This is a genomic window from Bacteroides sp. A1C1, assembly GCF_004328515.1.
In the GTDB taxonomy this organism is placed as follows: domain Bacteria; phylum Bacteroidota; class Bacteroidia; order Bacteroidales; family Bacteroidaceae; genus Bacteroides; species Bacteroides uniformis.
This window is the reverse complement of sequence record NZ_CP036491.1, coordinates 1,193,109-1,217,277: the sequence shown is the minus strand read 5'-3', so window position 1 is coordinate 1,217,277 and position 24,169 is coordinate 1,193,109. Positions and strand designations below refer to the sequence as shown.

Below are 24,169 nucleotides of genomic sequence, written 5' to 3'. Positions count from 1 at the left end.
ACGAATAATATTAGTATCTTTGCCGCTCAAGAAGCCCTTATCTAATATAACTTCGATATGCCTGCAGAAGATGATATCCTATTGTTACAGTTAATCAAACAAGATGACGAGAAGGCTTTCAAGCACCTTTTCGATACTTATTTTGTTTCACTCTGCCGCTTCATGTCCCTTTATCTGAGAGACAAGCAGGAGATAGAAGAACTGGCCCTTTCCATTTTTATGAATTTATGGGAGGGTAGGGCCGACTTGACTCTTAAAATCTCATTCAAGGCTTATCTTTTCCAGTCTGCACGCAATCGTTGCCTGAATGCTTTACGCGATGAAAAGGATACGGTTCCCATCGAGGGAGGAGAAGAATATGGATATGCTCTTGCGGCTGATACTTCGGTGGAGATGGAAGAACTTAATCGATTGATTGAAGAAGCTGTTTGTTCCCTTCCGAACAAATGTGGGCAGGTTTATCGCAAAAGTAGGGAAGAAGGGAAGACTAATCAAGAAATTGCCGGGGAAATGGGTATTTCTGTCAAGACGGTGGAGGCCCAAATAACCAAAGCCTTGAAGCATATCAAGAAATTTTTAGGAGAACAGTATACTTATTTGTTCTAAAAATAGAAATTGCAGGCCATCTGTCTTTTAGAATGATGAAAGGAGGATGGCCTACAATATAAAAAGAAGATTAATCTATAACCGTGAATTTTACTTTCTGGTCTTTCACTATTACATAATATTCTCCATTTTCAAGGAAATGTTCACCATTGGCATTTACAAAACCAAGATCACGTATCGGGTCTATTTCAAAGCGGAATATATGTGTTTCACCTGCTTTAATTAGTTGCTTTTCGAAGTGCTTCAACTCTTTGCATGGACGGGTAATCGTGCTAAATGGGTCTGAGATAAACCAATGCACCACTTCTGCACCGTCACGTTTGCCTACATTGGTGACTGGGATTTCCATTACCAACTTTTCACCGCGTCTGATGGTTTCTTTGGGCAAGTTGATATTACCATAATTAAAGGTGGTATAACTCAAGCCGTATCCGAATTCATACAGTGGGGAAGAGGGGATGTCTTGATATTTGCCACTTTGTGGACGGGCCGTTTTGCGCTGATTGTAATAGATTGGAATCTGTCCGGTGGAACGTGGAAAAGTAATGGAAAGCTTGCCCGAAGGATTTACCCGGCCGGACAAGACACCTGCCAATGGTTTACCGCCAGGTACTCCCGGTTGCCACATTTCAACGATGGCGTCACAGAGAGGTTCCACCTTAGAGAGTCCCAAAGGACGTCCGTTAGCCAGTACCAGAACAATCGGTTTGCTTGCTTTCTTCATTTCAGCAATGAATTCCTCTTGAATGGTAGGCAGTTCTATGATGGAACGCGATGCGTTTTCGCCACTCCACTTTTTCTTTTCACCCATGCAGAGTAGAATGACATCTGCTTTCTGGGCTACAGCCAGTGCCTCACTGAATTTGGAAGTGTCGTTACCGTCGAAACCACAACCCTCGGTATAAATCAGTTTGGCCTTGCCTGCAAATTCTGCATCCAGCGCCTTTTTGATGGGGAGGACATCTTCTGCATGTCCATGTCCATACCATGACCCCAGGAGCTCGGCACTGTTTTGTACCAGAGGCCCCATGACGGCGATAGTTGGCTTGTTTCCATTTACCAGAGGGAGTACCTTGTTTTCATTCTTCAGTAGAACAATGGTCTCCTCTGCCAGTTTCTCTGCAATAGCCAGGCTTTGTGGAAGGAGGAAGCGCTCTTTTTCTGTAGATGTCGGGGTGTAGGGATTGTCAAAAAGTCCAAGGCGGAATTTGATACGGAGCACGCGTTTCACTGCATCGTCCACCAGTTGCATGCTTATTTTACCTTCTTCCACCAGCTTTGCCATATGCCTGTCATAGCAATGCCCCATCATGTCCATTTCCAGGCCGGCGTTGAAAGCTAGACGGGCAGCTTCTTTGCGGTCGGCAGCATGGCCCTGGTCAATAAGTTGCGGTACTGCAGACCAGTCTGAAACAACAAAGCCGTCGTGTTTCCAACGGTTCTTCAGAATTTCTGTCATCGTGTAATGGTTGGCGCTTCCGGGAGTACCGCTGATGTCATTGAATGAACTCATTAAAGTAGCGGCACCGGCTTTTACGCCAGCTTCATAGGGAGGAATATAGGTGTCCCACAGAGTCTGATTGGAGATTTCCGTATAAACATAGTCACGTCCTGCTTCAGAAGCGCCGTATCCGATATAATGTTTAAGGCAGGCGGCTACTCGCTTGCTGTCGGACATGTCTTCACCTTGGTATCCTTTGATAGATGCGACACCGAATACAGCATTGGTATAAGGGTCTTCGCCATAGCCCTCTGCAACACGTCCCCAGCGTCCGTCTCTTGCCACGTCAATCATAGGGGAAAAAGTCCAGTCTACCCCGGACATGCGTGCTTCCTGGGCGGCAACGGCACATGCTTGTTCTACCAATTGGGGATTCCAAGAACATGCTTGTCCCAAAGAGATGGGATAAATGGTACGGAACCCGTGGATGACGTCGTATCCGAAAAGGATGGGGATACCCAGACGTGATTCTTCCATTGCTTTTCTCTGAGCCTCGTTACGCAGATTGGCATCTTCATCAAAATAAATGAGGGAGCCTAGTGTGGCAGGAATTTTTTTTACTTCCTCACCACGATTGTTCTCGTTGTTATTCCGCCCCAAAGTGTACTGGTTGAGTTGTTGTACCTTTTCTTCCAGTGTCATTCTGCTGACCAGGTCATTCACACGCTCCTCAATGGGAGCTTTGGCATCTTTGTAGATGGGTTGCTTTTTGTTTGCAGCCATTGCTCCGGCCAGGCAACCACTTAAAAGGAGGCAACTGATAAATGTTAGTTTCTTCATGATATATATAATTATGCTATTCTCATTAAATAAGACACGTTTTTCGGAATCTGCTCCTACATAAAGGTCGTTTTTTTAAGGAATATAAACAAGTACATGCAAGAGCTTATTTGAAAATAGGCTTATCGGTTAGTGTCATGGAAGCTTGTTCGTTATTTTTTAGTTCAAATACCACTATTTCATTATTACCTGCTATCAGAGCACCGGTAGGTATCTCCAGGGTCTTTTCTGCATTTTCTTCCCAGTAGGCACCCAAGTATTGCCCGTTTATCCAGACTTCTCCCATTCCCCAGCCGGATACGTCAAGAAAGGTCTCTTGTGCCGGGTTGCTTACTGTGACACAACCTTTACGGAAGCAAGGGATGGAGGAGGTACCTTCTTTGAAAGTTATTCCGGCCACATCGCATTCCTTAATTTCCAATGGGGTCATCTTCCAGCCTTCTAAATCTGTCTTTCCCAATGTTATGCTGCCGTAGATACCTTTTGAATTGTCCAGAATTTCAGGACCATAGGTAATACGTCCGATATTTTCAGTATAGATACTAAGTTTGTGTATGCCTATCGGTAGATTGGTTTTCAGGCTTTTACTGCTATCTTTTAAGTATCCTTGCAGTTTGCCGTCTGCATAGACCGCAGCATAATCCCGTACGTTTTCAATAGTTAGTGTGGGATTCTCCTCTTCCACATCAACGGTTGTCTCATAAAGGGCATAGCCAAAATCCATATCCAGTTCATTCATGGGCAGTAAGGCATCATCTTCTACTGTTTCTCCATAAACTTGTTCCAATGGAGCTGTTTGTGACATTTTTATCTCTTGTGCTGCTGCCGGTCCGACCGGCAGCAACAAAAGAGCCCAAAGCAAGAATAATTTCATCATATTTCCTTTATTTATTTCTTTAAGAATGATTCAATGTAGGACTCGTCAACGGTAATTTGCGGAGCGAATTTGTCACTCTTTACGTAGCGGTCAATGCTTTCCAGCAATTGCTGGGTGGCAGGACGTTCGTTGATGTTTTTCTGGGTATCTACGGCCAGTACCAGTAGACTGCCTTTCTTCACTTTTGCTTCGAAACCAATACCGAGCTTTTCATTATTGTCGTAATGGTCTATTACTTGTATGAAAGGCCGCAGTGCTGCCGGAGCATCCTTCATCTCAATAACCTTGGCATTTTCCAGAATGTCCCACCACTGCCAGTCAGTATGGTAGGAAGTTATGAAATGCTCGAATACAGGCTGGTCGTCATGAATCAGACAGCCAATGGTCATAGGAGGCCATTTGAACATTATCGGATTCCAGAAGTGATTGTGAAACACGGATTTACGACCTTTTACTTTGGAAGGTTTGGGGCAGAGTACCACTTTCTTGCCATCGGCAAGGTGTTGTTTTGCTTTTTCATCGAATACTGTGGTGTAGAGCACTTCACTAGTGGACTGCATTAAGTTGCTATGACGGGGATATACCCAGATATCCCAGCTGTTTTTTACGTGTGCAACAGAAAGATGGACCGTCAGCTTCTGTGGTTCAGTGATATTGTCCAATGCATAACTGAAACTGCCAAGTGGAAATACCCCGTTCTTTCCGACAGTTTGTGTTTTCAGTTTTCCGCTCTTAAGGGTTTTACCGTTGCTGTCGGTGATACTCCAATTGATTTTTGCGTTTTTCAATAGGGCAGGTCCATAATTGTATATTTCCGCTTTTCCTTCAAATACTTCATCATTGTAAAGTGCGCGTTTGTCGAAACGGAGCAACGCAACAGTCGGTGCACAGAACTCGCGCCACTTTTCCGGTGTGATGAGCCCTTTGGTATTCCAGAAAGGATCGAGAATGCCTACCGGTGCATATCCTTGTCCGGTAAAATCATTCAGAGACAGTAATTGGAAACCGCCTTTCAGATAAGTGCGCAACTGGGCTTCTATGACATCCTTGTACTCTATGGCGGTCAAGGCTCCAGAAGCACGGAAGAAGTCATGTGCTTGGTCGAGCATGTGGTTTTTGTCCAGCAGTTCACGGAATATCTCGAAATTACGCGCTTGTACGGGGCCGGTGAAGTTCTTTATTTCCTCGAAATTGGGATAGATGCACCGCTGTCCGGATTCATGCGAGATGATGGGCAGGCCTACTCCCAGTTCCTTGTTTTTGTCCCAGTTTGTATAAGGACGTCCTTCGTAGATGGCCATGTGTCCTTTGGTAGTCTGATGGGTAATGTAGAACTGGTCTGATTTGACACGTGTGCGGGCTGTGGAACCGCTGTATAGACGGCGGTTATCCAACTGGCGAGCCGTGGCGGTAAGCTCTTCTATGAAACTGAAATCGCCGGTAATTTCGTTTCCGTTACAGTAGAGAATGAAGGAAGGGTGATTCCCATATTCTTTCAAAATACCCCGCAGCTCGCGACGGAAGAAATTCCAGCGCTTCTCATCGGGTTGGGCATCTTTACCCCACATCGGCATTTCCACCTCCAGATAGACACCCAGCTTGTCTGCCATACGGAACGCAGCGGCAGGAGGACACCAGGAGTGGAAGCGCATATGGTTCATACCATATTCTTTCAGGATACGGAGTACACGTTCCCAAGAGGCATCGTCCACAGGAGCATAGCCGGTCTTGGGGAACACTGCGTTTTCAACGGTACCGCGCAGGTGTATGGGTTCGCCATTAAGGATGATATGGTCCTCACCGGCCTCTACTTCGCGCATACCGAAAGTTGTGCTTTTCTCATGCGCATAGGATTGGCCCTCTACACTGGAAGTCAGCTTACAGTCCAACGTATAAAGATTGGGATGGAACTCATTCCACAAATGGATATCCTTGCCCAAAAACATTTCTTCCTCGATATAAGTAATGGAATCGGTCACTGTTACCGGTACTTCCTTTTGTAGTCTATAGTCCTTTCCTGTCACGTGGAAGGATATTTTGCCGCTGGCGGTATGTTCTGTACAGTTGCGGACAGTCATTTTGACTTTGATGCTTTTGTTCTTGATGTCCGGATAGACCTGCATGTCATCTACATAGACCGGGTCTACAGCTACCAGTTTAATTTCGCCCAATACTCCGTTCCAGTTTATTTGGGTAAATTCGGAGTGGGCATGGTCCCATTTATGGGTATCGTACTGGTAGCGGTTGTCTATGCAGAAAGTTATCAGTTCTTTTTTGCCTGGATGTAGCCATTGGGTCAGTTCGTGGTTGTGGGGAATACTGATGTAGTCTATTTTACTCACTTCTTCTTTGCCTACATATACCGAACTGAGCCAGTGTGTACGTTCAAAATAGAGGAAAATGCGTTTGCCTTTCCATGCCGCAGGAATCTCTATTTCCCGCTGGTACCATGCGGGGCCCATATATTCGTAGACACGGGTCAGCCTATCCAGGTGGCGGTAAGGAGATTTGTAGCCTATTTTATAGTCATCTGTAATTCCCGGCAGAACGATGCTTTCCTGCAGGCGATGGCAGTAACGTACGTCCAGTGAACCTCTCCGGAAGTCCATGACATCTGTCTGGAATGCCCATTCACCGGACAAGTCCATTTCATTCTTTTCTTGGGCATGCCCGCTCCAGACCATAGAGGTCAGGAGGAGGGCAGCCATGTAGTGTTTTATTTTGTGTTTCATTGTTCTGTTTTCTTTTGGTTATAGTAATCACGCATGATGTACCATGCTTTTTTGCGTTGTCCCTGGTCGGAAACCAGTCCTTTACGGTTCCATTCCCCTCCCTGGTGTGGATGGAAACGGAAGGGAGAACGGAAATCAAAAAGAATCCACGGCGATGTTCCGCGCAGGTTGGGGATATGCTTGAACATTTCCAGATTGTCCTTGTAGAGTTGTGCCTGATAATCCTCACTCCAAGAACTCTTGACTTCCGCGTCGCCATGTTTGCCATAGAGCGCTTCGCCTCCGAACTCGGAAATGAAAAGAGGTTTGCCGGGAGCTACATTCCAGACAGCCTGGTCCGGAGCCAGTGGCCAGTCATGATACCATCCCATATATTTGTTGATGGCTACCATGTCCAGGATGTTGATAATGGAGTCATTCATCTCAAAGTTCCGGCTTTCGCGGTTGAAGCGTACCAAATCGAAGGCAGCCGTAATCAGACGGGTTGAGTCGATGTCCAGGCAACATTGTTTCATGTGTTTCAGAAATTCATTGCGCGGGGCGGAAGTGGCTGTTTCATTGGCAATCCCCCAAAAGGTAACGGAACAACGGTTTTTGTCGCGCATCACCATCTCTTTAATCATTCTGCCTGCTTTCTCACGGGTAGCGGTATTCTTGAAGTCAATCCCTTGCCAGATAGGTATCTCTTCCCATAAAAGGAATCCCATTCTTTCTGCCAGGCGGACAGTATATTCATTTTGTGGATAATGTGCCAGACGAATCATGTTGGCACCCAGCTCTTTGGCTTCGGATAACAGCATTGTTGCGTCCGCTTCTGAGAAGGCACGCCCGCGGCGTTGCGGAATTTCCTCGTGGAAGCTGATACTGCGCAGGAAGATGGGCCGGTCGTTCAGATAGATATCTTCGCCTTTTACATAAAGGTTACGGAAACCAATTTGCTCGTTGAGCCGGTCACTTTCCGAAGTGATGGTTACATCATACAGCTTTGGAGCATCCGGTGACCAACGTTGCAGTTTTTTGGTTTTGATAGTGGCCTGGGCAATTCCGTTGGCATCGGTAGTCATGTTCTGTCTGATGCCCAATTCGGGGATGGCGACTTGCACGTTGATGCCAGGCTTTGCTTCGGATAAGGTTACTTTGGCACGAATCAGGTTGGATTGTACCTTGTCCAACTGGATGAAATGGTCTTTGATGTAGCTTTGTGGAACGCTTACCAACATTACATCGCGTGTGATGCCGCCGTAATTCCACCAGTCAAAGGACATGGCAGGGATGGCATCCGTGGTGCGGGTATTGTTGACTTTCACCACCAGGAAGTTGTCCTTTTGCTTTACCTTATCTGTGATTTCCACCTGGAAGGGAGTGAATCCACCTTCATGGCTGGCTATTTTTTCCCCGTTCAGATATATTTTGCTACGGTAACTTACCGCACCGAAATAGAGAAACAAACGTTTGCCGTCAGTCTTTGGGGTATCGAAAGAGCGTCCGTACCATACAGTCCCTTCATAAAATTTCAATTCGGGCATTTGTGAATTGAAATCGGCAGGTACATTCAGGACCAAACCTCCGTCGAAAGAGTATTCATAAAATTGCTTGTTGTCTTGAGGTTTTCTGTTTTTGTACACCTGCATCCTTTCCCCTTGGTCATAAAGGTCTACAATGGCTCCCCACTTCCCATTCAGTAGCCGGTAGTCGCGTCCGTAAACATTGGACAATAAGTCTTGTGCTTGTGACTTGCCTCCCAGTACAGACACTGCGAGCAAACAAGTAATCATTAGTCTTTTAATTTTCATAAATCGTATGTATCAGTTAACGTTTAAAAAGCCTATGAATTATTCTTTGTATATTTTCAATGCGCATCCGCCTCCTTGTGCCATTTTGACGGTCAGTTTACGGGATGCAGGAATGTCTGTGACGGTCTTTTGGTAGTCGGAAGCCAGGCGGTTGGCATTCACTCCGTCATGAAACATTTCCGCTTTCCATCTGCCTGTACCGAGGAAAGAAAGGTCCAGTGTCAGAGTACGTGCATCCCAATTGGTCAGGGAGCCGACATACCAGACATCTCCTTTCCTGCGCGCCATTGTAATGTATTTTCCAATTTCTCCGTTCATGGCTACTGTTTGTTCCCAAACGGTAGGGATGGTAGCGATGAATTCCGTGCATTCTTCTTCACGGTCGTAATTGGTGGGACTGTCGCACAACATGTTCAATGGTGATTCAAATACTACATATTCAGCTAATTGGCGGCAACGGGTTCCCTGGCTCATTGGGGTATCCATTGAGGAGTGGTAACACCGTTTGTTGGCATTGTGCATGGCGCCTTGTGTATAGTCCACCGGTCCGGCCAGCATACGGATGAATGGCATGGTGACATCGTAGGTTACCTGGTCGGTATGGATGTCACTCCACTTCATCTGTTCCAGCCCGTGAACGGCTTCATAGTTGATGACATTGGGATAAGTGCGGTTCAGCCCGGTAGGTTTGTACGTGCCGTGAAAGTCTACCATCAACTTATATTTAGCGGCAATTTCGGCAGCCCGGTAGTGGAAGTCTACCATTTTCTGGTCATCCCTGTCCATAAAGTCAATCTTGAATCCCTTGATGCCCATTTCGGAATAGTGCCTGCATACATGTTCCATGTCGCGGGCAAAGGCATGGTAGCCTGCCCAAAGGATGAGTCCTACATTCTTTTGCCTGGCATAGGACGTGAGTTTCTTTAAATCTATTTCCGGTACAACCTGAAAGAGGTCAGCCTCGAGGTTGACAGCCCAGCCTTCATCTAGAATCACATACTCGATGCCATGCCGGGAGGCGAAGTCGATATAGTGCATGTATGTTTCATTGTTTATTCCAGCTTCGAAATCCACGCCTTTGATTCCCCAATGGTTCCACCATTCCCAGGCCACTTTGCCCGGACGTATCCATGAGATGTCTTTCATGCGTGATGGAGCAGCCAGCTTATAAACCATATCGTTATCTGCCAGCTCCTTGTCATTTCTTGCCACAACAATGATGCGCCAGGGTAGTTTGGCTTTCGGCTGGCAGGAAGCAATGTAGTTTTCACGCTCTGTGACCAATATTTGCAGTTGGTTATGCCCGCCTTGTTTTTTTGTTTTGGGGACGGCGGCAAAAGCGGAAGTGAGTGCTGTTCCCCCGTTCCTGTTGATGAGGAACATGCCCGGATAGCTCTCCACGTCGGATTCGGCAATACAAAGTTTACGGCCGTTTTCCTGCTCTATTACTACGGGGGTAAACATCAGTCTTTGGGGGTTCAGTCCGGATAGCTCTATATGTGTATAGGTGTTTTCAAAAGAGTTGGAGAACTGGGCCTCTATCGGTTGTTTATCGCCATCTTTTACATAAGGGACAATCGATTTGTAGTCCTTGTTGAAGTTGAAGGCGGCTTCTTCGTTTGTAACTTTGAACGGTCTGTTTCCGGTCGCTGCGAACCGGTATGCCATTCCTTCATTGTACATTCTGAAAATGAGGTTGAAATGTTCCCGGAAACTTAACGTCATTTCATTATAGACATCCTTTACTTCACTGCGCTTGTAGAAAGGAGAGGGAATCACCTCATTTGCCTGGCGATGACTGACTCTCTTAAGATGGGAGCCGTTACCCCAGACTGTCCCATTATCCAGATGTACTGATAAGGGAGAGGGGGCTACCAATGTATGCCCTTCTTCCGTCAGCTCGTAAGTGATCCGGTCACCTATATATAAGGTAACCTCCAACTTGCCGTCCGGTGAGTTCAGACGATATTCCTTTTGTCCGAACATGTTCGGGATGATGAAAAGCAGTGTTGTAATAAAAAAAAGTATTCTCATGATTCTTATAGTTTTTATTTGTTTTGTTGAAAGAAATCAGCGACCCATTTCCATGCGGCTACCCATTGTTCTGGGTAGGCATAATGAGCCGTTTCTTCGGATACTAATATTTGTTTGGGTGCTTGAATTACATTGTAGGCAGAATAGGTAGTAGTGGGTGGACAGACCATATCATTATATCCGAATGAGTAGAATCCGGGAACTTTTATTTGGCGTGCAAAATTAACTGCGTCATAATAACGTGCTGTATTTGCCTTTTCTGCAGTCTGATTTTCTTGCTTGTTAAACATGTGTGGCCATCCTCCGGCACGGTTATGTATATAGCCGACCATGTCACAAAGAGCAGGGTAAAAGGCTACCAGTCCTTTGACACGTGAATCAAGTCCAGCTGTCACGATGGACAATCCTCCTCCTTGGCTACTGCCGAATGTTATCAAATTGCTCCCATCGAATTGTGGTAGGGAATAAATAAAGTCAATGGCACGTACACAGCCTAGATATACACGTTTATAATAGTATTTATCCCGATTATCCAGATTGAACGTGTGGTACCCTTTTAATGCTCCCATATAGAGATTGGTATATACCGGTCCTGACATGTTGACCGGAATACCGTGTATTCCTATTTCGAAAACAATCCAGCCATTGGCAGCATGTTCCACATCTCCGGCATAAGAACGTATTCCTGCACCTGGTAGCTTTAAAACTGCGGGATATCGACCTTTTGCTTTAGGCATAGCCAGCATGCCGTATAAGCGTGTATGGGATTCATAATTCTGTATATTCACATGGAATACATTCACTTTCTCTGTACAACGTTCGGGTACAAGAGTCATTTGTACATCCATTGGTGTCTTTTGAGCCTGGAGCTTTGCTGTTTCCCAGAAATTTAGAAAGTCTTCGGGCAATGATGTGATAGGTTTTAATTTTTCTGGATCGATTCCAACGGTTACTATCCCTTGGTATTCGCGTCCTCCATATTTAACAAAGGCTTGGCAACGGAGAAAGCCAGGTTTTTCCATTGTTTGGGCTTCCACCGTAGCTGTCCCTTTTTCAGCTTGCAATATGCCTTCTTTGTGAGGCTTCATCATATCTTCTGAAATCTGGTACCGAATTTCTGTGTCAGGAATTGGTACGTTGTTTTTCAGTACCGTAATGCTGAATTCTATTTTTTCGCCTGGCTTATATAGCCAGTCTGTATGATTGGGAGTGATCTGTATCCGAATCAGCCGTTCGGCAGGTTGTCCGAAGGCTCGGTAAAACAGCATCAAGAAGGCGATTAAGAGTATACTCCTTGTGATTTTCATGTCAGTCTTTATTTTAGCGTTTGTTTTTAATCTCATACTTGTAGACAACATAGTCATTGATTGATGGCAGAGAGATTTCCAGCCTTCCTTTCTTTCCGGTTACTGCTGTCATCGCTTTGCCGTGTCCCATCAATGGGATACATCTTACTGTGACACCTTCTGGCAGCCAGGTTTCGACTTCTGTAGTCCCTTCTGGATGATTTTCACGGTACACAATCAAGTATCCTCTATCTTTCTTTAGAGACTGGAAGCCGGTCCAAGAGCGTCCCGACGGTTCATCTCCTATGGGTAGGATAGTGCCGGAATGCATGTCATGCTGAAATTTCTTGTAGGCTTCTGTATGTTCTCGTAATGTAAATGCTTCCTCGGGTAGATTGGTACCTTCCATCCAGGCAAGCGGCTGTCCTGCTAAAGTCGTAGCAAACAGATATTCAAATGAATAGTTTTCCGGAGCGAAGACTTCCCCTTTATATTTATCCGTATTTCTCCATTTGTTCAGGAACTCTATTTGCAGCTTTTCTGCCGGAACATATTTGGAAAGCATCCAGAGGTTACGCAAAGTCCAGTAAGGATAGTAGTTCTGCCAGTCGGTATAACGGTTTTCCAGAAAGATATTTCCATATTCATTGAACATGTGGTAGCCTCCGCGGCGGCTGGCTGTTGCATCAAGGTTGAAAATCACTTCCTCGTCCGTCTCTTCCAGCACTTTGTTGAATAAGCGGTGCAGGTTTGTTTCGGCTTCTTTACTGGGAATGGTGAGCCCGTCTATCTTGAATACTTTGATGCCGTATTCGCGATAAAGGCTGATGAGTGCTTGCGCATCTTTCTGCCAATCGGCAAAATCATTTTGTATGCTGGGATTGAACCAAAGACCGATTTCAATACCTAATTCCTTGCCACGTTTTACGATGGGATGCAAACCACGTGGATACTTTTGCGGGTCGGGTTTCCAGTAGTCTTTATTGTCCCAAATGTTCTTGAATGAACCGCGGGCTACAGCTGAATTAGGGCTTTTACCTATTTGCCAGCCATCATCAATCTGGAAATGGGTGATTCCCAGACGGGCGGCGCGTTCCAGTTCTTTCAAACAGAAGGATTCGTTTACTTTTGAGTCCTGGCTACGGTCTCCCCAGGTGTTCATCATAATCATCTCGTCGCGGTCGGCCCGGTAAGTACGTATATTCTTCTGATATGAACGAAGCGCTTGTAGGCGGCTCAGTTCACCTTCTCCGTATATTCCCAATACACATCCGTATGTTTGGGTCCAACGGTCGGGAGTCACCTCTTTCTCGGTAATGCCCAGGCCGGTTACTGTAAACTTCCCGAAATCAGTCAGAAAATCCTTTCCTTGATAGGCTAATTGTACCGAAGAGCAGGGAGCCTCTTTTAAAAAGAAGATGCCACAGTTGTCCTCGCCATTAAAGGCAAACAGCAGATTGCCGCGATATCCCAGTTTGCGATAGGAAATAATCTCTTTCTCGAAAACCAGGTTGTTGTGCCAGTCGGTCACATCGGAAAATTCCACGCTGCGAGCGTGCCAATGTTGTCCTTGGAAATGGAACTGGTCTAGTACAGCGGTTACTTCTTTAGATTTCATGTCTTCGGCGAATTCAATATTCTTCCGGTCGGCTGCACTAACTTCTCTGCCTCCGAAAATACTGTTTACTGTTCCTCTTAAATAGGTGTCGCAGGCTATGGCTGGACAATCATCATAAATACGATATACCCGTTTTATATCTAGCTTCTCCAGGCTGAAAGAAACTTCTACTTTCAGATAAGCGGGAAATATTTTAGTCTCTTTTACGGGAACTACTTTGAGTGAACCGTTTGATGGTTGCGGCAAATTTTTCGTTACTCTGAAATCTGGAGTAAGGCTGTGGTTCTTCCATGATTTTCCATTACTCTTGTCGGTCAGGCGGTAAGTTATGATATTTCCCCCGTTCCACAAAAAGGTGCGTTCGACCAAGCTGTTTCCGATGGTTAAAGTGTCATTTTTCAGACGGCCGTAACAAGTATCTTGTGCGTGTAACGAATATCCTCCGAAAAGGACAAATAATAATGTTAGAATATTTTTCATGATATGCGTGTTTTATTAATACTTAAATTGTAGTATCAACGTGTTTCTTACTTCTTGTTTTTTTCAATGATAAATATACGAGGCTCTTTTAATAATTTTTGTTCATTGAACTTCTGATTATCGGGAATCCCTTCTTTTTTTCCTACTCCCTCTTTCATCAGTGCTTTCAATTCCGGTAGGTGTTTCTGATATACTCCTCTCGGAGTGGTGTTGTACTTTTTACATAAGGAAGCTGCCATCCCGACAACTTCGCCCATCATTCCGGTGGTACGCATTACGCGGACAGTGCCCAGTGCCACATGGGTAACACTGATATTGCGGCCGGCCATAAAAAGATTCTCGATATTTCTGGAATATAGGCAGCGGTAGGGCACTGCGTAAGGATATATATGGATGTGTTTGGTTGCTGCTTTGAAGGGCGCATCAGGAAAGTGTGACGCATTGAGTGAATCCGGGAAATGCAGGTCGATGCTCCAGGTTGTGACGAAGGAGGCATCTTCGTGATAGACATTTTTGTCTATATCATCTTGCTTTAGAATATAATCGCCCAACAATCGGCGTGATTCGCGTTTCCCGGCAATATAGGCTACCCAGTCCAATGCGCGGTTCTTATATTTCTTGTTGTCCTTTAATTCATTTTTCAGAAAACTCCAGTTAGAATAGATGACCATTAAGCCATAATCACGTATACGTTCGAAGTCGTCGATTTGATTGAAGTTCATGCCGGTTTCCCATTTCCATTCACCCATCGTCACTTTTTCGCAATTCTTTTCATTGAATTGCAGGCCGTACGAGAAAATAGGGAAACGGGTAGGTTTACCTTTGTCTGCAGAGTACCATTGTACGGATGAACCCATTGTCATTTTGTCCGGTTGAATCGGTGCCAGCTCTTCTCCGTATTCGGTACGGGATTCGCGTCCCATGTTGTAGTCTGCACCGGCCAGATACCCGATGGTGCCGTCTCCGGTACAGTCGGAGAACAATGGTGCTTTCAGTTCCACTTCTTTTCCATTCTCTATATGCTTGATGATGACAGATTCTATTCTGTTGCCATCGGTCTTTACAGATATGGCGCGGTAGTTGGCATAAAGGGTGATATTCTTTTCATTGGCGATAAAAAGCTCCTTCTTTTCATCTTCATAGTTTGCGGCAGGTTTGGCATTTCCTTCTTTAGAATGTCCGAATTCTCTTATCATACGTCCCAGTCCGGAATTGGGGCCTACTCCGATATTGCCCCCTAAGTGAACCCTGACTTCAGAGCTATTATTGCCGCCAAGTACTGGGCGGTCGTTGATTAATGCCACTTTGCATCCCAATCTGGAAGCGGCTGCGGCTGCACACATACCGGCTATACCGCCACCAGTTACAATCACATCATAGGAGTATTGCTCCGGTTCGGCTGGAATATCCAGCATTTTTTTACGGAAATTTGTCAGTTGTACAGTTTCGTTAGGAGGTAGTTGCTCTTTTTCTGTTGTAAAATAAATAGCATCGCAACGGCCATTGAAACCGGTCAAGTCTTTTAATGTTAGATTACTATTCCCAGCCTTTACTGAAATTTTTCCGGCGGGTTGCCACATCCATTGGTTGCCTTCATCACCTAAAACTATAGGCAGCTTTTTATTACCGATTTTTAGAGTGAACTTTCCTGCTCCTTTGCCATCATACCAGGGAGAAGTCCAGTTATAGGTACGTACATATACATAATATGTACCGCTCTCGGGAAAAGATATGGTAGTGGAAGCATCCTCAACCGGGACTCCCATTCCATGAGCCATTAGATAGGGTGACCCCATAAGATCCATGAATTGCTGGTCTACTACCCATCCTCCTTTTTGGTCAAAGCTTTCTGCTTCTATCAATAGATTGGAGGCTGTGATAAGCTGGCTACAGAACAGTAGACTTAAAATCAATATAATTCTTCTCATAAATATGCGGTTCTTTATTTTGTTGTGGAAACGGTATAAAAGGGCTGCCCTGGATTTCTAATTTGCAGGGGCAGTCCTTTCATTACAGTTTGTTTATCCTTTTATTCACAATCTTTTTACCTATAATGTCTAACCGTTAATACCCTGGATTCTGTTTCATGTTTTCATTAATAATGATTTCAGATGTGGGGATTGGCCATAAATACTGCCGTTCGTCCCATTTGCGCTGGGAAAGTACTTGGATTAAGCCTTCTTTTTCCATAGCAGAGAAGTCTGCGATTCCATCTTCATCTATCTGTGGTGTAGTAGGCCAGAACCACAGTCCTTTTGATGTAACTTTGTCTCTTAATATGTCAGCAGGATATAGAATGCCGTAGTTCTTGGTGTTCAGAGCTTTGGTTGCCAATTTCCAACGAATGAGGTCCATGTAGCGGAGTCCTTCTTTAGCAAACTCTACGCGACGTTCCAGTCTGACTGTCTGGCGTAAGGACTTTTGGTCACGTGCTGTTACTGCCGGATATTTGTCTGTTTCAGAAGATTTCACTCCGTATGCTCTGGCACGTACACTATTGATGGCTTCTAATACAGATTCGTCAATCTTGTTCAGTTCAATCATGGCTTCTGCATAAGTCAACAATACTTCTGCGTAACGTATTTCAATATAGTCACTTTCCACTTTTTGTTTGTTATCTACCCAAGAATCGTCAATACCTTTTTTCCATAGCAATGCATTGAATGAGGTGTATTGTGCATTGGCACGGGTATCTTGGTTGGTTACCATTTTACCGGTTTTGTAGTTCATTACTTTTAATGCATCGGGATGAGGATCAAAGTCAAAGCTACAATGGCGGGTTCCAAATTCTACAATGGTGGCAGTACAACGGGGGTCACGGTTCTTGAAAGGATTGTGGGGATCAAAAAGAGGTGACTCGTCAATGGGCAACCCATCTGTACAGAGGAACGAAGCCAACAAGTCCCAAGAGGGTGCATACGAACCGTATCCTCCAGCATTTCTAGGTAGCTCATTTTTTGTGGCAGTAGCATCGTATAGAATGTTGTATTGCACGGAACGTGGGAATACAAGAATGCTTTCTATAGAATTTTTGGTATTCATCAAGAATAAGTCGCTGAAGTCGGGATGTAATTGATAAGCTTGCAAATTCATACACGCTTTAGCTGATTCGGCCGCAAGTTCCCAATCACCCATGTAAAGGGCAAAACGTGCTTTCATGGCTAGCGCAGCACCTTTTGTGAAACGTTGTGTCGAGTTACCGGTATAAGATACTGGTAACATAGAAATTGCTTTGTCGAAGTCTTGGTAAATTAAAGGTATAATCTCTTCTTTTGGAGTACGTCCTTTTTGGAAGGCTTCTTCAATGTAAATATTCTTATCTAGCCAGACAACATCACCAAAGAAAGAAACGAGTACTGCATATTTACAAGCTCTTGTAAAGTAAGCTTCTCCTCTGTATTGATTCAATATTTTTTCAGAGACACCAGCCTTTTCGGCGCGCTCAGACTTTTCAAGAAATGTATTGGCCATTGTTATACATTTATAGTTTGATTGCCATTGCTCTACTGGATACCAGTTCTCTGTTCCACCATCACCATTTACTGTACCGTCTAGGAGGTTGCAACGATTCACATTTCTATAGGTGAAGTTGTCGGTGGCTTGTTCCAGAAGTCCCTGGTTCATTTTATTCCAATATCCTATTTTATAGAATTCATTGGCAGCCATCAATAGTTCTTCTTCTGAAGAATACCAGTTTTCAGTGGAGGCCTCAGACAATGGAACTAAGTCCAAGTCATTGCAGGAACTTGCTAAAAATCCAAGTCCTAAAGCTAATATTATAAATTTATGTTTCATTTTTTTTCTTTCTTTTAAAAGTTAACAGATACGCCTAACAATATAGATGTTGTGATAGGATATTCACTTACTCCCATTTCAGGGTCCCATCCTTTCGGATATTTGCTCAAACAGAATAGATCGGAAGCACTGGCATAAATGCGTGCACCTTTGATACCTATTGCGTTCATCCATTCTTTAGGGAATGTATAGCCTAAAGTTATATTTTTGAGACGGAAATAACCTCCGTTGAACAGCCAATAATCTGACATGGCATAGTTGGAACTTTTGTTTACATGGGTTAGACGAGGATATTTGGCAACTGCGTTTTGTTCGTCCGTATTATAAGGACTCCAATAGTTTCCATCAATGATGGCGGGGAAATTCCCGTAATTGTTACGGAATGGTTCTACCATTTCTCTTGCCAAGCGTGCATTTTGTTTTCCGACACCTTGGAATGCCAATGAAAGGTCAAAATTTTTGTAGCCCAAATTGATATTACCACCATATAGGAAATGGGGTAATGAGCTGCCTAGTAATACTCGGTCATATTCAGGAGAAATCTTTCCGTCGGGTACACCGTCAGGACCAGATATGTCTTTGTATTTAATATCGCCCAATTGAGTGTTCTTATCATTGATTTTGGGAGAATTCTTTAAGTCTTCTTCTGTCAGGAAAAGACCATCGCTAACATAGCCATACCACTCATTGAATTCACTGCCTTCCATTTTAACTTTGTCACCGAGGAATTGGGTTCCTTGTAAATCCCCCATTTTGGAGGTGAAGTCAGAGAAGTTAATGGCTATTCCGTAGCTGAAGTCACCGATGTGGTCATTCCAACTGACATTCAATTCATAACCTTTGGTTGACATTTTGCCGGCATTGACGTCTGGGTCAGAGAATCCTAGAAAATCAGGGATAGCCATTGCTAATAGCATGTCTTTAGTATTTTTCCAGTAATAGTCACCGTTCACACGTAAGCGGTTGTTCAAGAAAGAAATGTCTAAGCCAATGTCTGTAGATTCAGTTTTCTCCCATGTTACATTTTCAATGGCATATTTCTGTTGGGATGCAGTTTGGTCAAAATAAATACCGTTGTTTTGATAGAAAATAGTGTTCCCAAATGCAATGGTTGACATATATGGGAAATCGCCAATACGTTCATTACCTAATGCTCCCCATGTAGCTCTAATCTTCAAGAATGACAGCCAGTCCCAATTAAGATTCTTCATGAAATTTTCTTCGCTGAGTACCCAACCGGCAGAGAAGGAAGGGAATGTACCCCATCTGTGTTTCTTTGCAAAACGTGATGAGCCGTCATGACGTATATTGGCCTGGAATAAATATCTGTCGGCATAGCTGTACATGACACGTCCGAAGTAGGAACGATAAGCGTACTCTTTTCCTTTTCCAGAGTTGCCAATTAAATCTTTAGGTCCATTATTGAGGTATGGAAAGTTCGTGAGAACGTATCCGTCTCTGTCAGCACCTAATTCTTCAATATATTCGTAATAGTTTTCGTAACCTGCCATAAGGTTGATGTCATGTTTTCCGGCAAACTTCTTTGCATAGTTTGCTATTAATTGTGTAGTGACATTGTAGCTGTCATTGCGGGTTTCTGAGAGTTTGGTTGTGTTGTATAGTCCGCTGTTGTCTAAGTATCCCCCTATTGTATTGGGATCATCTGCCAATGTATAGCTGGCTGCTTTCTTGAATGTTTTGAACTTGTCGTAATTAAAGCGAGGAGCAACGATTGCTGAAATTTTAAATCCGTCAAAAGGCTTGAAATCAATAGATGCTTTACCGCCCAATGCTGTGTACCATTTTTTTGTTGTACCACCCAATTTCATCAATCCATAAGGGTTAGCTCCTGATTTGCCTTCAGCTATACGGCCGTCATCCCATACTCCTGCATAAATAGCAGGCATGTAGCGCATCATTCCGAATGGAGTGAATTGCGGCATGTGGTGTTTAGTGCGCTTAACATTGAAGTCCAATGTAGCACTTAACTTTTGGGTAATGTTGAAGTCATTGTTTACACGTAATGTATAGCGTTGGAAATAACGGTCACCGTACAGACCGCCTACTTCATCATACGCTAAGGATGCTTTGGTCTTAACGACCTTGCTGCCGCCTGAAAGGTGGATACTGTGACTTTGACGGGTTGCGGACTTCTCAAGAATCAGATCTTGCCAGTCGGTTATAGGATACTGGTTGGGATTGGTTGCATTGTTTTTCACCCAGTTATTAACTTGATCTTCTGAATAGGCTTGGTATTTGCCACCGTCCGGATTATCTGTATATCGTAATTCATTAGCCATTTCCAGAAAACGTTGCACGCCTACAACCTCAGGCTCTGCGGTAGGTATTTCCCAACCGAATTCACCGTTATAGGTCAATGACAGTTCCTTGTCACTGGCTCTTTTGGTGGTGACAAGAATAACGCCAGCAGCGGCACGAGAACCATAAATAGCAGCGGAAGCAGCATCTTTCAATACAGAAATGCTCTCAACGTCGTTGGCATTTACTGAATTGATGTCACCAGGTACTCCATCAACGATAACCAAAGGATCTGAATTCCCGATGGTTGTGATACCACGTACATATATCTTGTCTGCATTTGCACCAGGCGCATTATTGTTACGGGTTACCATTAACCCAGGGATGGTTCCTTGCAAAGCGGTGGAAAGGGAAGTTGTTTTACGGGCGGCTACTTCTGCACCTCCCACAGAACCTACTGCACCGGTCAAGTCTTTCTTTTTTATGGTACCATAACCGATAACAACTACTTCTTCCAAAGTCTTTGAATCTTCTTGCAGCACTACATTGATTGCGCTTTTACCGTTGACAGCAACAGATGCCGGTATATAGCCTACGTAAGAAACGGTTAGAGTAGCTTTCTCCGGCACATCTTCCAATGTATATTCACCGTCAATATTGGTTATTGTTCCTTGTGTAGAGCCTTTGATAATAACGGAAGCTCCGATAAGCGGCTCATCATTTTCGTCTACGATTCTACCGGTTACTTTCTTTTTAGCACCTACAGATTTGTTGGTTTGCTGGAACAGCAAAATCTGCTTGTTTGCTTTTATTTCAAAGGAGATTTTCGTTCCTTTAAATAATTCTTTCAATACGGTCTCAAGTGAAGCATTTGATACATTTAAATCCTTTTTTGTTTCAAGATTGGGAAGTTTGTCTGTGTAGAATACGTTATAACCGCTAGCTTTTTCAATTTGCGGTATAATCTGCTTGATGGTCTGCTTGTTTACAGATAAACTGATTTGGGCGAAGCTGTTTCCCCAGAAAAACAGTGCACCCAGCAGTACTAAAGACCGCATAATCATTTTGTTTTGTCTCATGTCTAATAATATTAGATTAATTGTTTTTTATTTTGAGAAAGGCGTACCAAAGACCTGCTCTAATAAGATATTAGAGTAACTTATGACGAATTTCTCGTGAATGTTTAAACTAGAATTTTATTTTGCTGCCGAAAGCTGGCAGTTGTGTTTGGTGAAGTAAAAAGTTTATAAAATCTATTCCATATTTTCCTTTTTAAGTTAACATAAAGAGTTTATTAAACACTACTAATATATTACGATCGTATTATCAGATTTTATTTTGTAATTAATGCCGCCAGCTTGGCTGATGTATTCTAATACATTATTCAAACTGCTATTCTTAATGATGCCGTGATAAGTATATTGTTTTACTTTCTCGTTTTTGAATATAAATTTGCAATTATACATTCGAGTAAGCATGGTACAAATTTCTTCAAAAGATTCACCGTAGAACGCTAGTTCATTGCTTCTCCATAGCAAATAACTTGCATTAGGATGAAGCTCGCTTTTTTCGAACTGTCCATTGGTCAGGTTACAAACGAGCCTTTCGTTTGGCTTCATATATGCCTCGTGTCTGCCGTCGTCTACTTTAACCTTTCCACTTATCAGGATTACAGCTACTGATTTATCGTCTTTATGTGCACGTATATTGAAGCTTGTACCTAGTGCTTGTACATTGATGCCATTTGCTTTCACGATGAAAGGCTTTTCCTTGTCCTTTGCAACTTCAAAATAAGCCTCTCCTTCCAGGGAGACCATACGTGTTTTCTTGTTGTAAGTGTTGTCATATACAATTCTTGAATCGGAATTGATGTAGACCTTTGTGCCGTCAGCCAAAATGATGTCGGCCTTCTGCCCGTTGGATACGGACATGGTGACTTCTGTATTGGCGTCATCGGCCGGTCGTTTGACTCCTGCATAATAGGCTCCGCTTCCCACTGCCAATATGATGCAGGCAACTGCAGCATAGCGCCCAATCTGACGCAGGAAACGGTTCCTTGTTTTCAGGACCTTCGTTTCCGTGGTGGAACTTGCGTCTATCTGGCTTAAAAGTTCGGTGAACATTTCATTTTGTACGGCTTTGTCCATCGTGTCCGGAGCCAGTGCCCAGCATTGCTGATAGTATACGGAAAATTTCTGTTGAAAATCCGGTTGCTTAATCCATGATTTTAACTGCACATCTTCTTCAGGGCTGGTCAGTCCACGAAAAAAACGATCCAATAGTTCAATATGACTGTCTTTTTTATCCATGTTCTGTAATATATATCCGCAAGTCTGTCAAAACACTCACAGAATTTTGAATTTTAACAATTGTTTAGAAAGTAAAAGGAGAGAAATAACATGATGAATTTACGTAGTTCTTCTTTCAGTAGTTTCATAGTACGGTAGAAATGAGCCTCTACAGCACGTTCCGTCAAATCTAACTGGGATGCGATTTCCTTATTGGACAGTTCTCCTGCTCTCTTCAGCTGAAAAACCTTTCGTGAAATTTCCGGTAAGCCTTGCAGTAGTTGTTCTATCTGTTTTTCAATGATGGAGATGTCCATATCCACGGTATCTCCTTCGATAGCTGCTTCTTCTGTTTTCAATTTGTTTTCTACAAATTTGTTGTGCAGTAGCATACGTTCGGTTTCTTTATATACCATGTTGCGTGCAATGGTGCATAGATATGCCGGAAAGCTCTTCGCTGTATCCAGATTGCTGCGTTTTTCCCATATCGCCATGAAGCTGCTTTGGGTGATGTCTTTGGCTAATGACTTATCATATACAAGAAGAATAATGGTGTTATACAGCTTTGCACTATATTTTTCGTACAGCGCTTCAAAGGCAAATTTATTGCCTTCTCTCAATTTGGCTACCAATAGAGTATCATTTTCCTTCTGCATATTAATTCATCTTATATTTAAGGTTATAGACGCCATTCTAAATGGCATTTCCTTTGTTTGACAAAGTGTTATTTTACATAGATTATGCAAGAATAGACTGCAAAGGTGGCGTTTTTATTATTTATTTAAAAGCTTTTGGTTGAAAATATACATTCTTATTGCTTCTACGTCTGGACTTGTTTTATTCTTCTGTCGCGTGTTGAATCAGTTATCGGCTACAGGTGGTAGGTATCTCATTTCGGTATGTCGTTTTCATCTATTCCCAGCCGAAACAAGGGCTGAATAATAATCTGTATTGTTTACAAATAGTGTGGGCCTGAATAGAGTCGTATTCTGAACCTAATTCTGTCGTATAGTGAATGCCATTCAGTCGTATATTGAATAAGGTTCAGTAGTATATTGAATGTATTGTGTTTAATGATGTTGATAATCAGGCTGTTATAGACTTTTGTTTCGTCCTTAATAAAATGCGACAAATTGCCGGAATATCATTGCGCTCATTTCGCAGTGGATACGAATAAGAATTTTGGGAAGTGATATAGGCTTATCTGATATCTGCCCCCCACATCAGTTTATTACGAAGCGTATCAAAAAAGATGTGGTTGTACCGCTTGACTACCTTTATGCTATAGTCGGCACGTGAGATGTGCAACCGGGTCGTTTCTTTGCAGGACTCGCTACGGCCGTCGATGGCAACCAAGAAGTTATGGCTGCGGCTTTCCACATCAAGTGTAATTTCCCAGTCGTCACAAATGACGATGGGACGGACGTTGAGGCTGTGTGGAGCCACAGGGGTGATGGCGATGGTTTTACTGTGAGGCACGATGACCGGACCACCGACGCTGAGTGAGTAGGCGGTGGAACCGGTAGGTGTGGAGACAACCAGGCCGTCAGCTTGATAGGTGGTCAACGGAGCGCCATTGATGGCGGCGTGGATACTGATCATGGACGAACTGTCCCGCTTCAATACAGCTATCTCATTGAGGGCGTAAGGGGATTGCATCAAGCGTTCATCGTCGCACCTCAGTTGCAGTACACTACGCTCTTCTACCTTATAGTGATTGTTGTAGATTTCATCGAAGGTCTCTTCCATCTCTTCCGGTGAGATGTCGGCAAGGAAACCCAGCCGGCCGGTATTGATGCCCAGTATGGGGATATTCTTCTTTCCTACACGGCTGGCTGCTTTCAGGAAAGTGCCGTCGCCACCGATGCTGATAACCATGTCGGCACAGAAATCATCTCCGTCAAACAATTCGGCGTCAGGTATGTTTAGATGTAAATCGGCAGTCAGGAAGTGATGAAATTCCCGGCAGATGCAGAGCTGTGCATGATGCTGTCCGAGCAACCGGAAGAGGTTTTCTGCATGCGAGGATTTCTTTGCTTGGTAGGTATTTCCGAATATGGCAAATTTCATAATCAATTCTGTTGGATTGAAGTGCAAAGATGCTATTTTTTTCTCAGAAT

General features: G+C 43.8%; 14 protein-coding genes. 1 reads left to right on the top strand and 13 read right to left on the bottom strand.

Features of this window, described 5'->3' with window-relative positions; all coding sequences use genetic code 11:
• Window positions 1-57: 57 nt before the first annotated feature.
• Window positions 58-606 carry an RNA polymerase sigma-70 factor gene (locus tag EYA81_RS05220; protein WP_119961204.1) on the top strand — a complete coding sequence of 183 codons (549 nt, stop codon included), beginning with the start codon at window positions 58-60 and terminating at the stop codon, window positions 604-606.
• A gap of 70 nt (window positions 607-676) precedes the next feature.
• On the opposite strand, the gene EYA81_RS05215 is transcribed toward EYA81_RS05220, so the two are convergent.
• The 13 genes from EYA81_RS05215 to EYA81_RS05155 all read right to left on the bottom strand — a co-directional run bounded on the left by EYA81_RS05215 (window position 677) and on the right by EYA81_RS05155 (window position 24,119).
• Window positions 677-2,887 carry a glycoside hydrolase family 3 N-terminal domain-containing protein gene (locus EYA81_RS05215; protein ID WP_119961203.1) on the bottom strand — a complete coding sequence of 737 codons (2,211 nt, stop codon included), beginning with the start codon at window positions 2,885-2,887 and terminating at the stop codon, window positions 677-679.
• Window positions 2,888-2,993: 106 nt separating this feature from the next.
• Window positions 2,994-3,764: a hypothetical protein gene (locus EYA81_RS05210; RefSeq protein WP_131225436.1), complete on the bottom strand. Its 771-nt coding sequence runs from the start codon at window positions 3,762-3,764 to the stop codon at window positions 2,994-2,996.
• 11 nt (window positions 3,765-3,775) lie between these two features.
• The gene (locus EYA81_RS05205) at window positions 3,776-6,496 is read right to left on the bottom strand and encodes a sugar-binding domain-containing protein (protein WP_131225435.1); all 2,721 of its coding nucleotides are present in this window, start codon (window positions 6,494-6,496) and stop codon (window positions 3,776-3,778) included.
• The gene (locus tag EYA81_RS05200; RefSeq protein ID WP_131225434.1) at window positions 6,493-8,289 is read right to left on the bottom strand and encodes a glycoside hydrolase family 2 protein; all 1,797 of its coding nucleotides are present in this window, start codon (window positions 8,287-8,289) and stop codon (window positions 6,493-6,495) included. Before EYA81_RS05200 ends, EYA81_RS05205 begins: the two co-directional genes overlap by 4 nt.
• Window positions 8,290-8,328: 39 nt before the next feature.
• Window positions 8,329-10,323, bottom strand: coding sequence for a glycoside hydrolase family 97 protein (locus EYA81_RS05195; protein WP_131225433.1), 1,995 nt, complete (start codon window positions 10,321-10,323; stop codon window positions 8,329-8,331).
• Between the two features lie 14 nt (window positions 10,324-10,337).
• Window positions 10,338-11,630: an acetylxylan esterase gene (locus tag EYA81_RS05190; protein ID WP_119961267.1), complete on the bottom strand. Its 1,293-nt coding sequence runs from the start codon at window positions 11,628-11,630 to the stop codon at window positions 10,338-10,340.
• Window positions 11,631-11,643: 13 nt separating this feature from the next.
• Window positions 11,644-13,707, bottom strand: coding sequence for an alpha-galactosidase (locus tag EYA81_RS05185; RefSeq protein WP_131225432.1), 2,064 nt, complete (start codon window positions 13,705-13,707; stop codon window positions 11,644-11,646).
• 47 nt (window positions 13,708-13,754) lie between these two features.
• Entirely contained in the window at window positions 13,755-15,635 is a 1,881-nt protein-coding gene (locus tag EYA81_RS05180) for an FAD-dependent oxidoreductase (RefSeq protein ID WP_119961199.1), read from the bottom strand.
• 136 nt (window positions 15,636-15,771) lie between these two features.
• The gene (locus EYA81_RS05175; RefSeq protein ID WP_119961198.1) at window positions 15,772-17,502 is read right to left on the bottom strand and encodes a RagB/SusD family nutrient uptake outer membrane protein; all 1,731 of its coding nucleotides are present in this window, start codon (window positions 17,500-17,502) and stop codon (window positions 15,772-15,774) included.
• Window positions 17,503-17,516: 14 nt separating this feature from the next.
• Window positions 17,517-20,840, bottom strand: coding sequence for a TonB-dependent receptor (locus tag EYA81_RS05170; RefSeq protein ID WP_131225431.1), 3,324 nt, complete (start codon window positions 20,838-20,840; stop codon window positions 17,517-17,519).
• Window positions 20,841-21,065: 225 nt separating this feature from the next.
• Complete coding sequence (locus EYA81_RS05165) at window positions 21,066-22,070, bottom strand: FecR family protein (RefSeq protein WP_131225430.1); 1,005 nt, start codon at window positions 22,068-22,070, stop codon at window positions 21,066-21,068.
• A 53-nt stretch (window positions 22,071-22,123) separates the two neighbouring features.
• Entirely contained in the window at window positions 22,124-22,705 is a 582-nt protein-coding gene (locus EYA81_RS05160; RefSeq protein ID WP_118273886.1) for an RNA polymerase sigma factor, read from the bottom strand.
• Between the two features lie 544 nt (window positions 22,706-23,249).
• On the bottom strand, window positions 23,250-24,119 hold the full coding sequence (locus tag EYA81_RS05155) for an NAD kinase (RefSeq protein ID WP_118273887.1): 870 nt from the start codon (window positions 24,117-24,119) through the stop codon (window positions 23,250-23,252).
• Window positions 24,120-24,169 lie beyond the last annotated feature (50 nt).

Excerpts from the sequence above, each read along its gene's own strand:
- EYA81_RS05215 (WP_119961203.1), bottom strand. The coding sequence starts at position 2,887 with ATGAAGAAACTAACATTTATCAGTTGCCTCCTTTTAAGTGGTTGCCTG.
- EYA81_RS05155 (WP_118273887.1), bottom strand. The coding sequence starts at position 24,119 with ATGAAATTTGCCATATTCGGAAATACCTACCAAGCAAAGAAATCCTCG.
- EYA81_RS05195 (WP_131225433.1), bottom strand. The coding sequence starts at position 10,323 with ATGAGAATACTTTTTTTTATTACAACACTGCTTTTCATCATCCCGAAC.
- EYA81_RS05165 (WP_131225430.1), bottom strand. The coding sequence starts at position 22,070 with ATGGATAAAAAAGACAGTCATATTGAACTATTGGATCGTTTTTTTCGT.
- EYA81_RS05205 (WP_131225435.1), bottom strand. The coding sequence starts at position 6,496 with ATGAAACACAAAATAAAACACTACATGGCTGCCCTCCTCCTGACCTCT.
- EYA81_RS05200 (WP_131225434.1), bottom strand. The coding sequence starts at position 8,289 with ATGAAAATTAAAAGACTAATGATTACTTGTTTGCTCGCAGTGTCTGTA.
- EYA81_RS05170 (WP_131225431.1), bottom strand. The coding sequence starts at position 20,840 with ATGAGACAAAACAAAATGATTATGCGGTCTTTAGTACTGCTGGGTGCA.
- EYA81_RS05180 (WP_119961199.1), bottom strand. The coding sequence starts at position 15,635 with ATGAGAAGAATTATATTGATTTTAAGTCTACTGTTCTGTAGCCAGCTT.
- EYA81_RS05175 (WP_119961198.1), bottom strand. The coding sequence starts at position 17,502 with ATGAAACATAAATTTATAATATTAGCTTTAGGACTTGGATTTTTAGCA.
- EYA81_RS05160 (WP_118273886.1), bottom strand. The coding sequence starts at position 22,705 with ATGCAGAAGGAAAATGATACTCTATTGGTAGCCAAATTGAGAGAAGGC.
- EYA81_RS05210 (WP_131225436.1), bottom strand. The coding sequence starts at position 3,764 with ATGATGAAATTATTCTTGCTTTGGGCTCTTTTGTTGCTGCCGGTCGGA.
- EYA81_RS05185 (WP_131225432.1), bottom strand. The coding sequence starts at position 13,707 with ATGAAAAATATTCTAACATTATTATTTGTCCTTTTCGGAGGATATTCG.
- EYA81_RS05220 (WP_119961204.1), top strand. The coding sequence starts at position 58 with ATGCCTGCAGAAGATGATATCCTATTGTTACAGTTAATCAAACAAGAT.
- EYA81_RS05190 (WP_119961267.1), bottom strand. The coding sequence starts at position 11,630 with ATGAAAATCACAAGGAGTATACTCTTAATCGCCTTCTTGATGCTGTTT.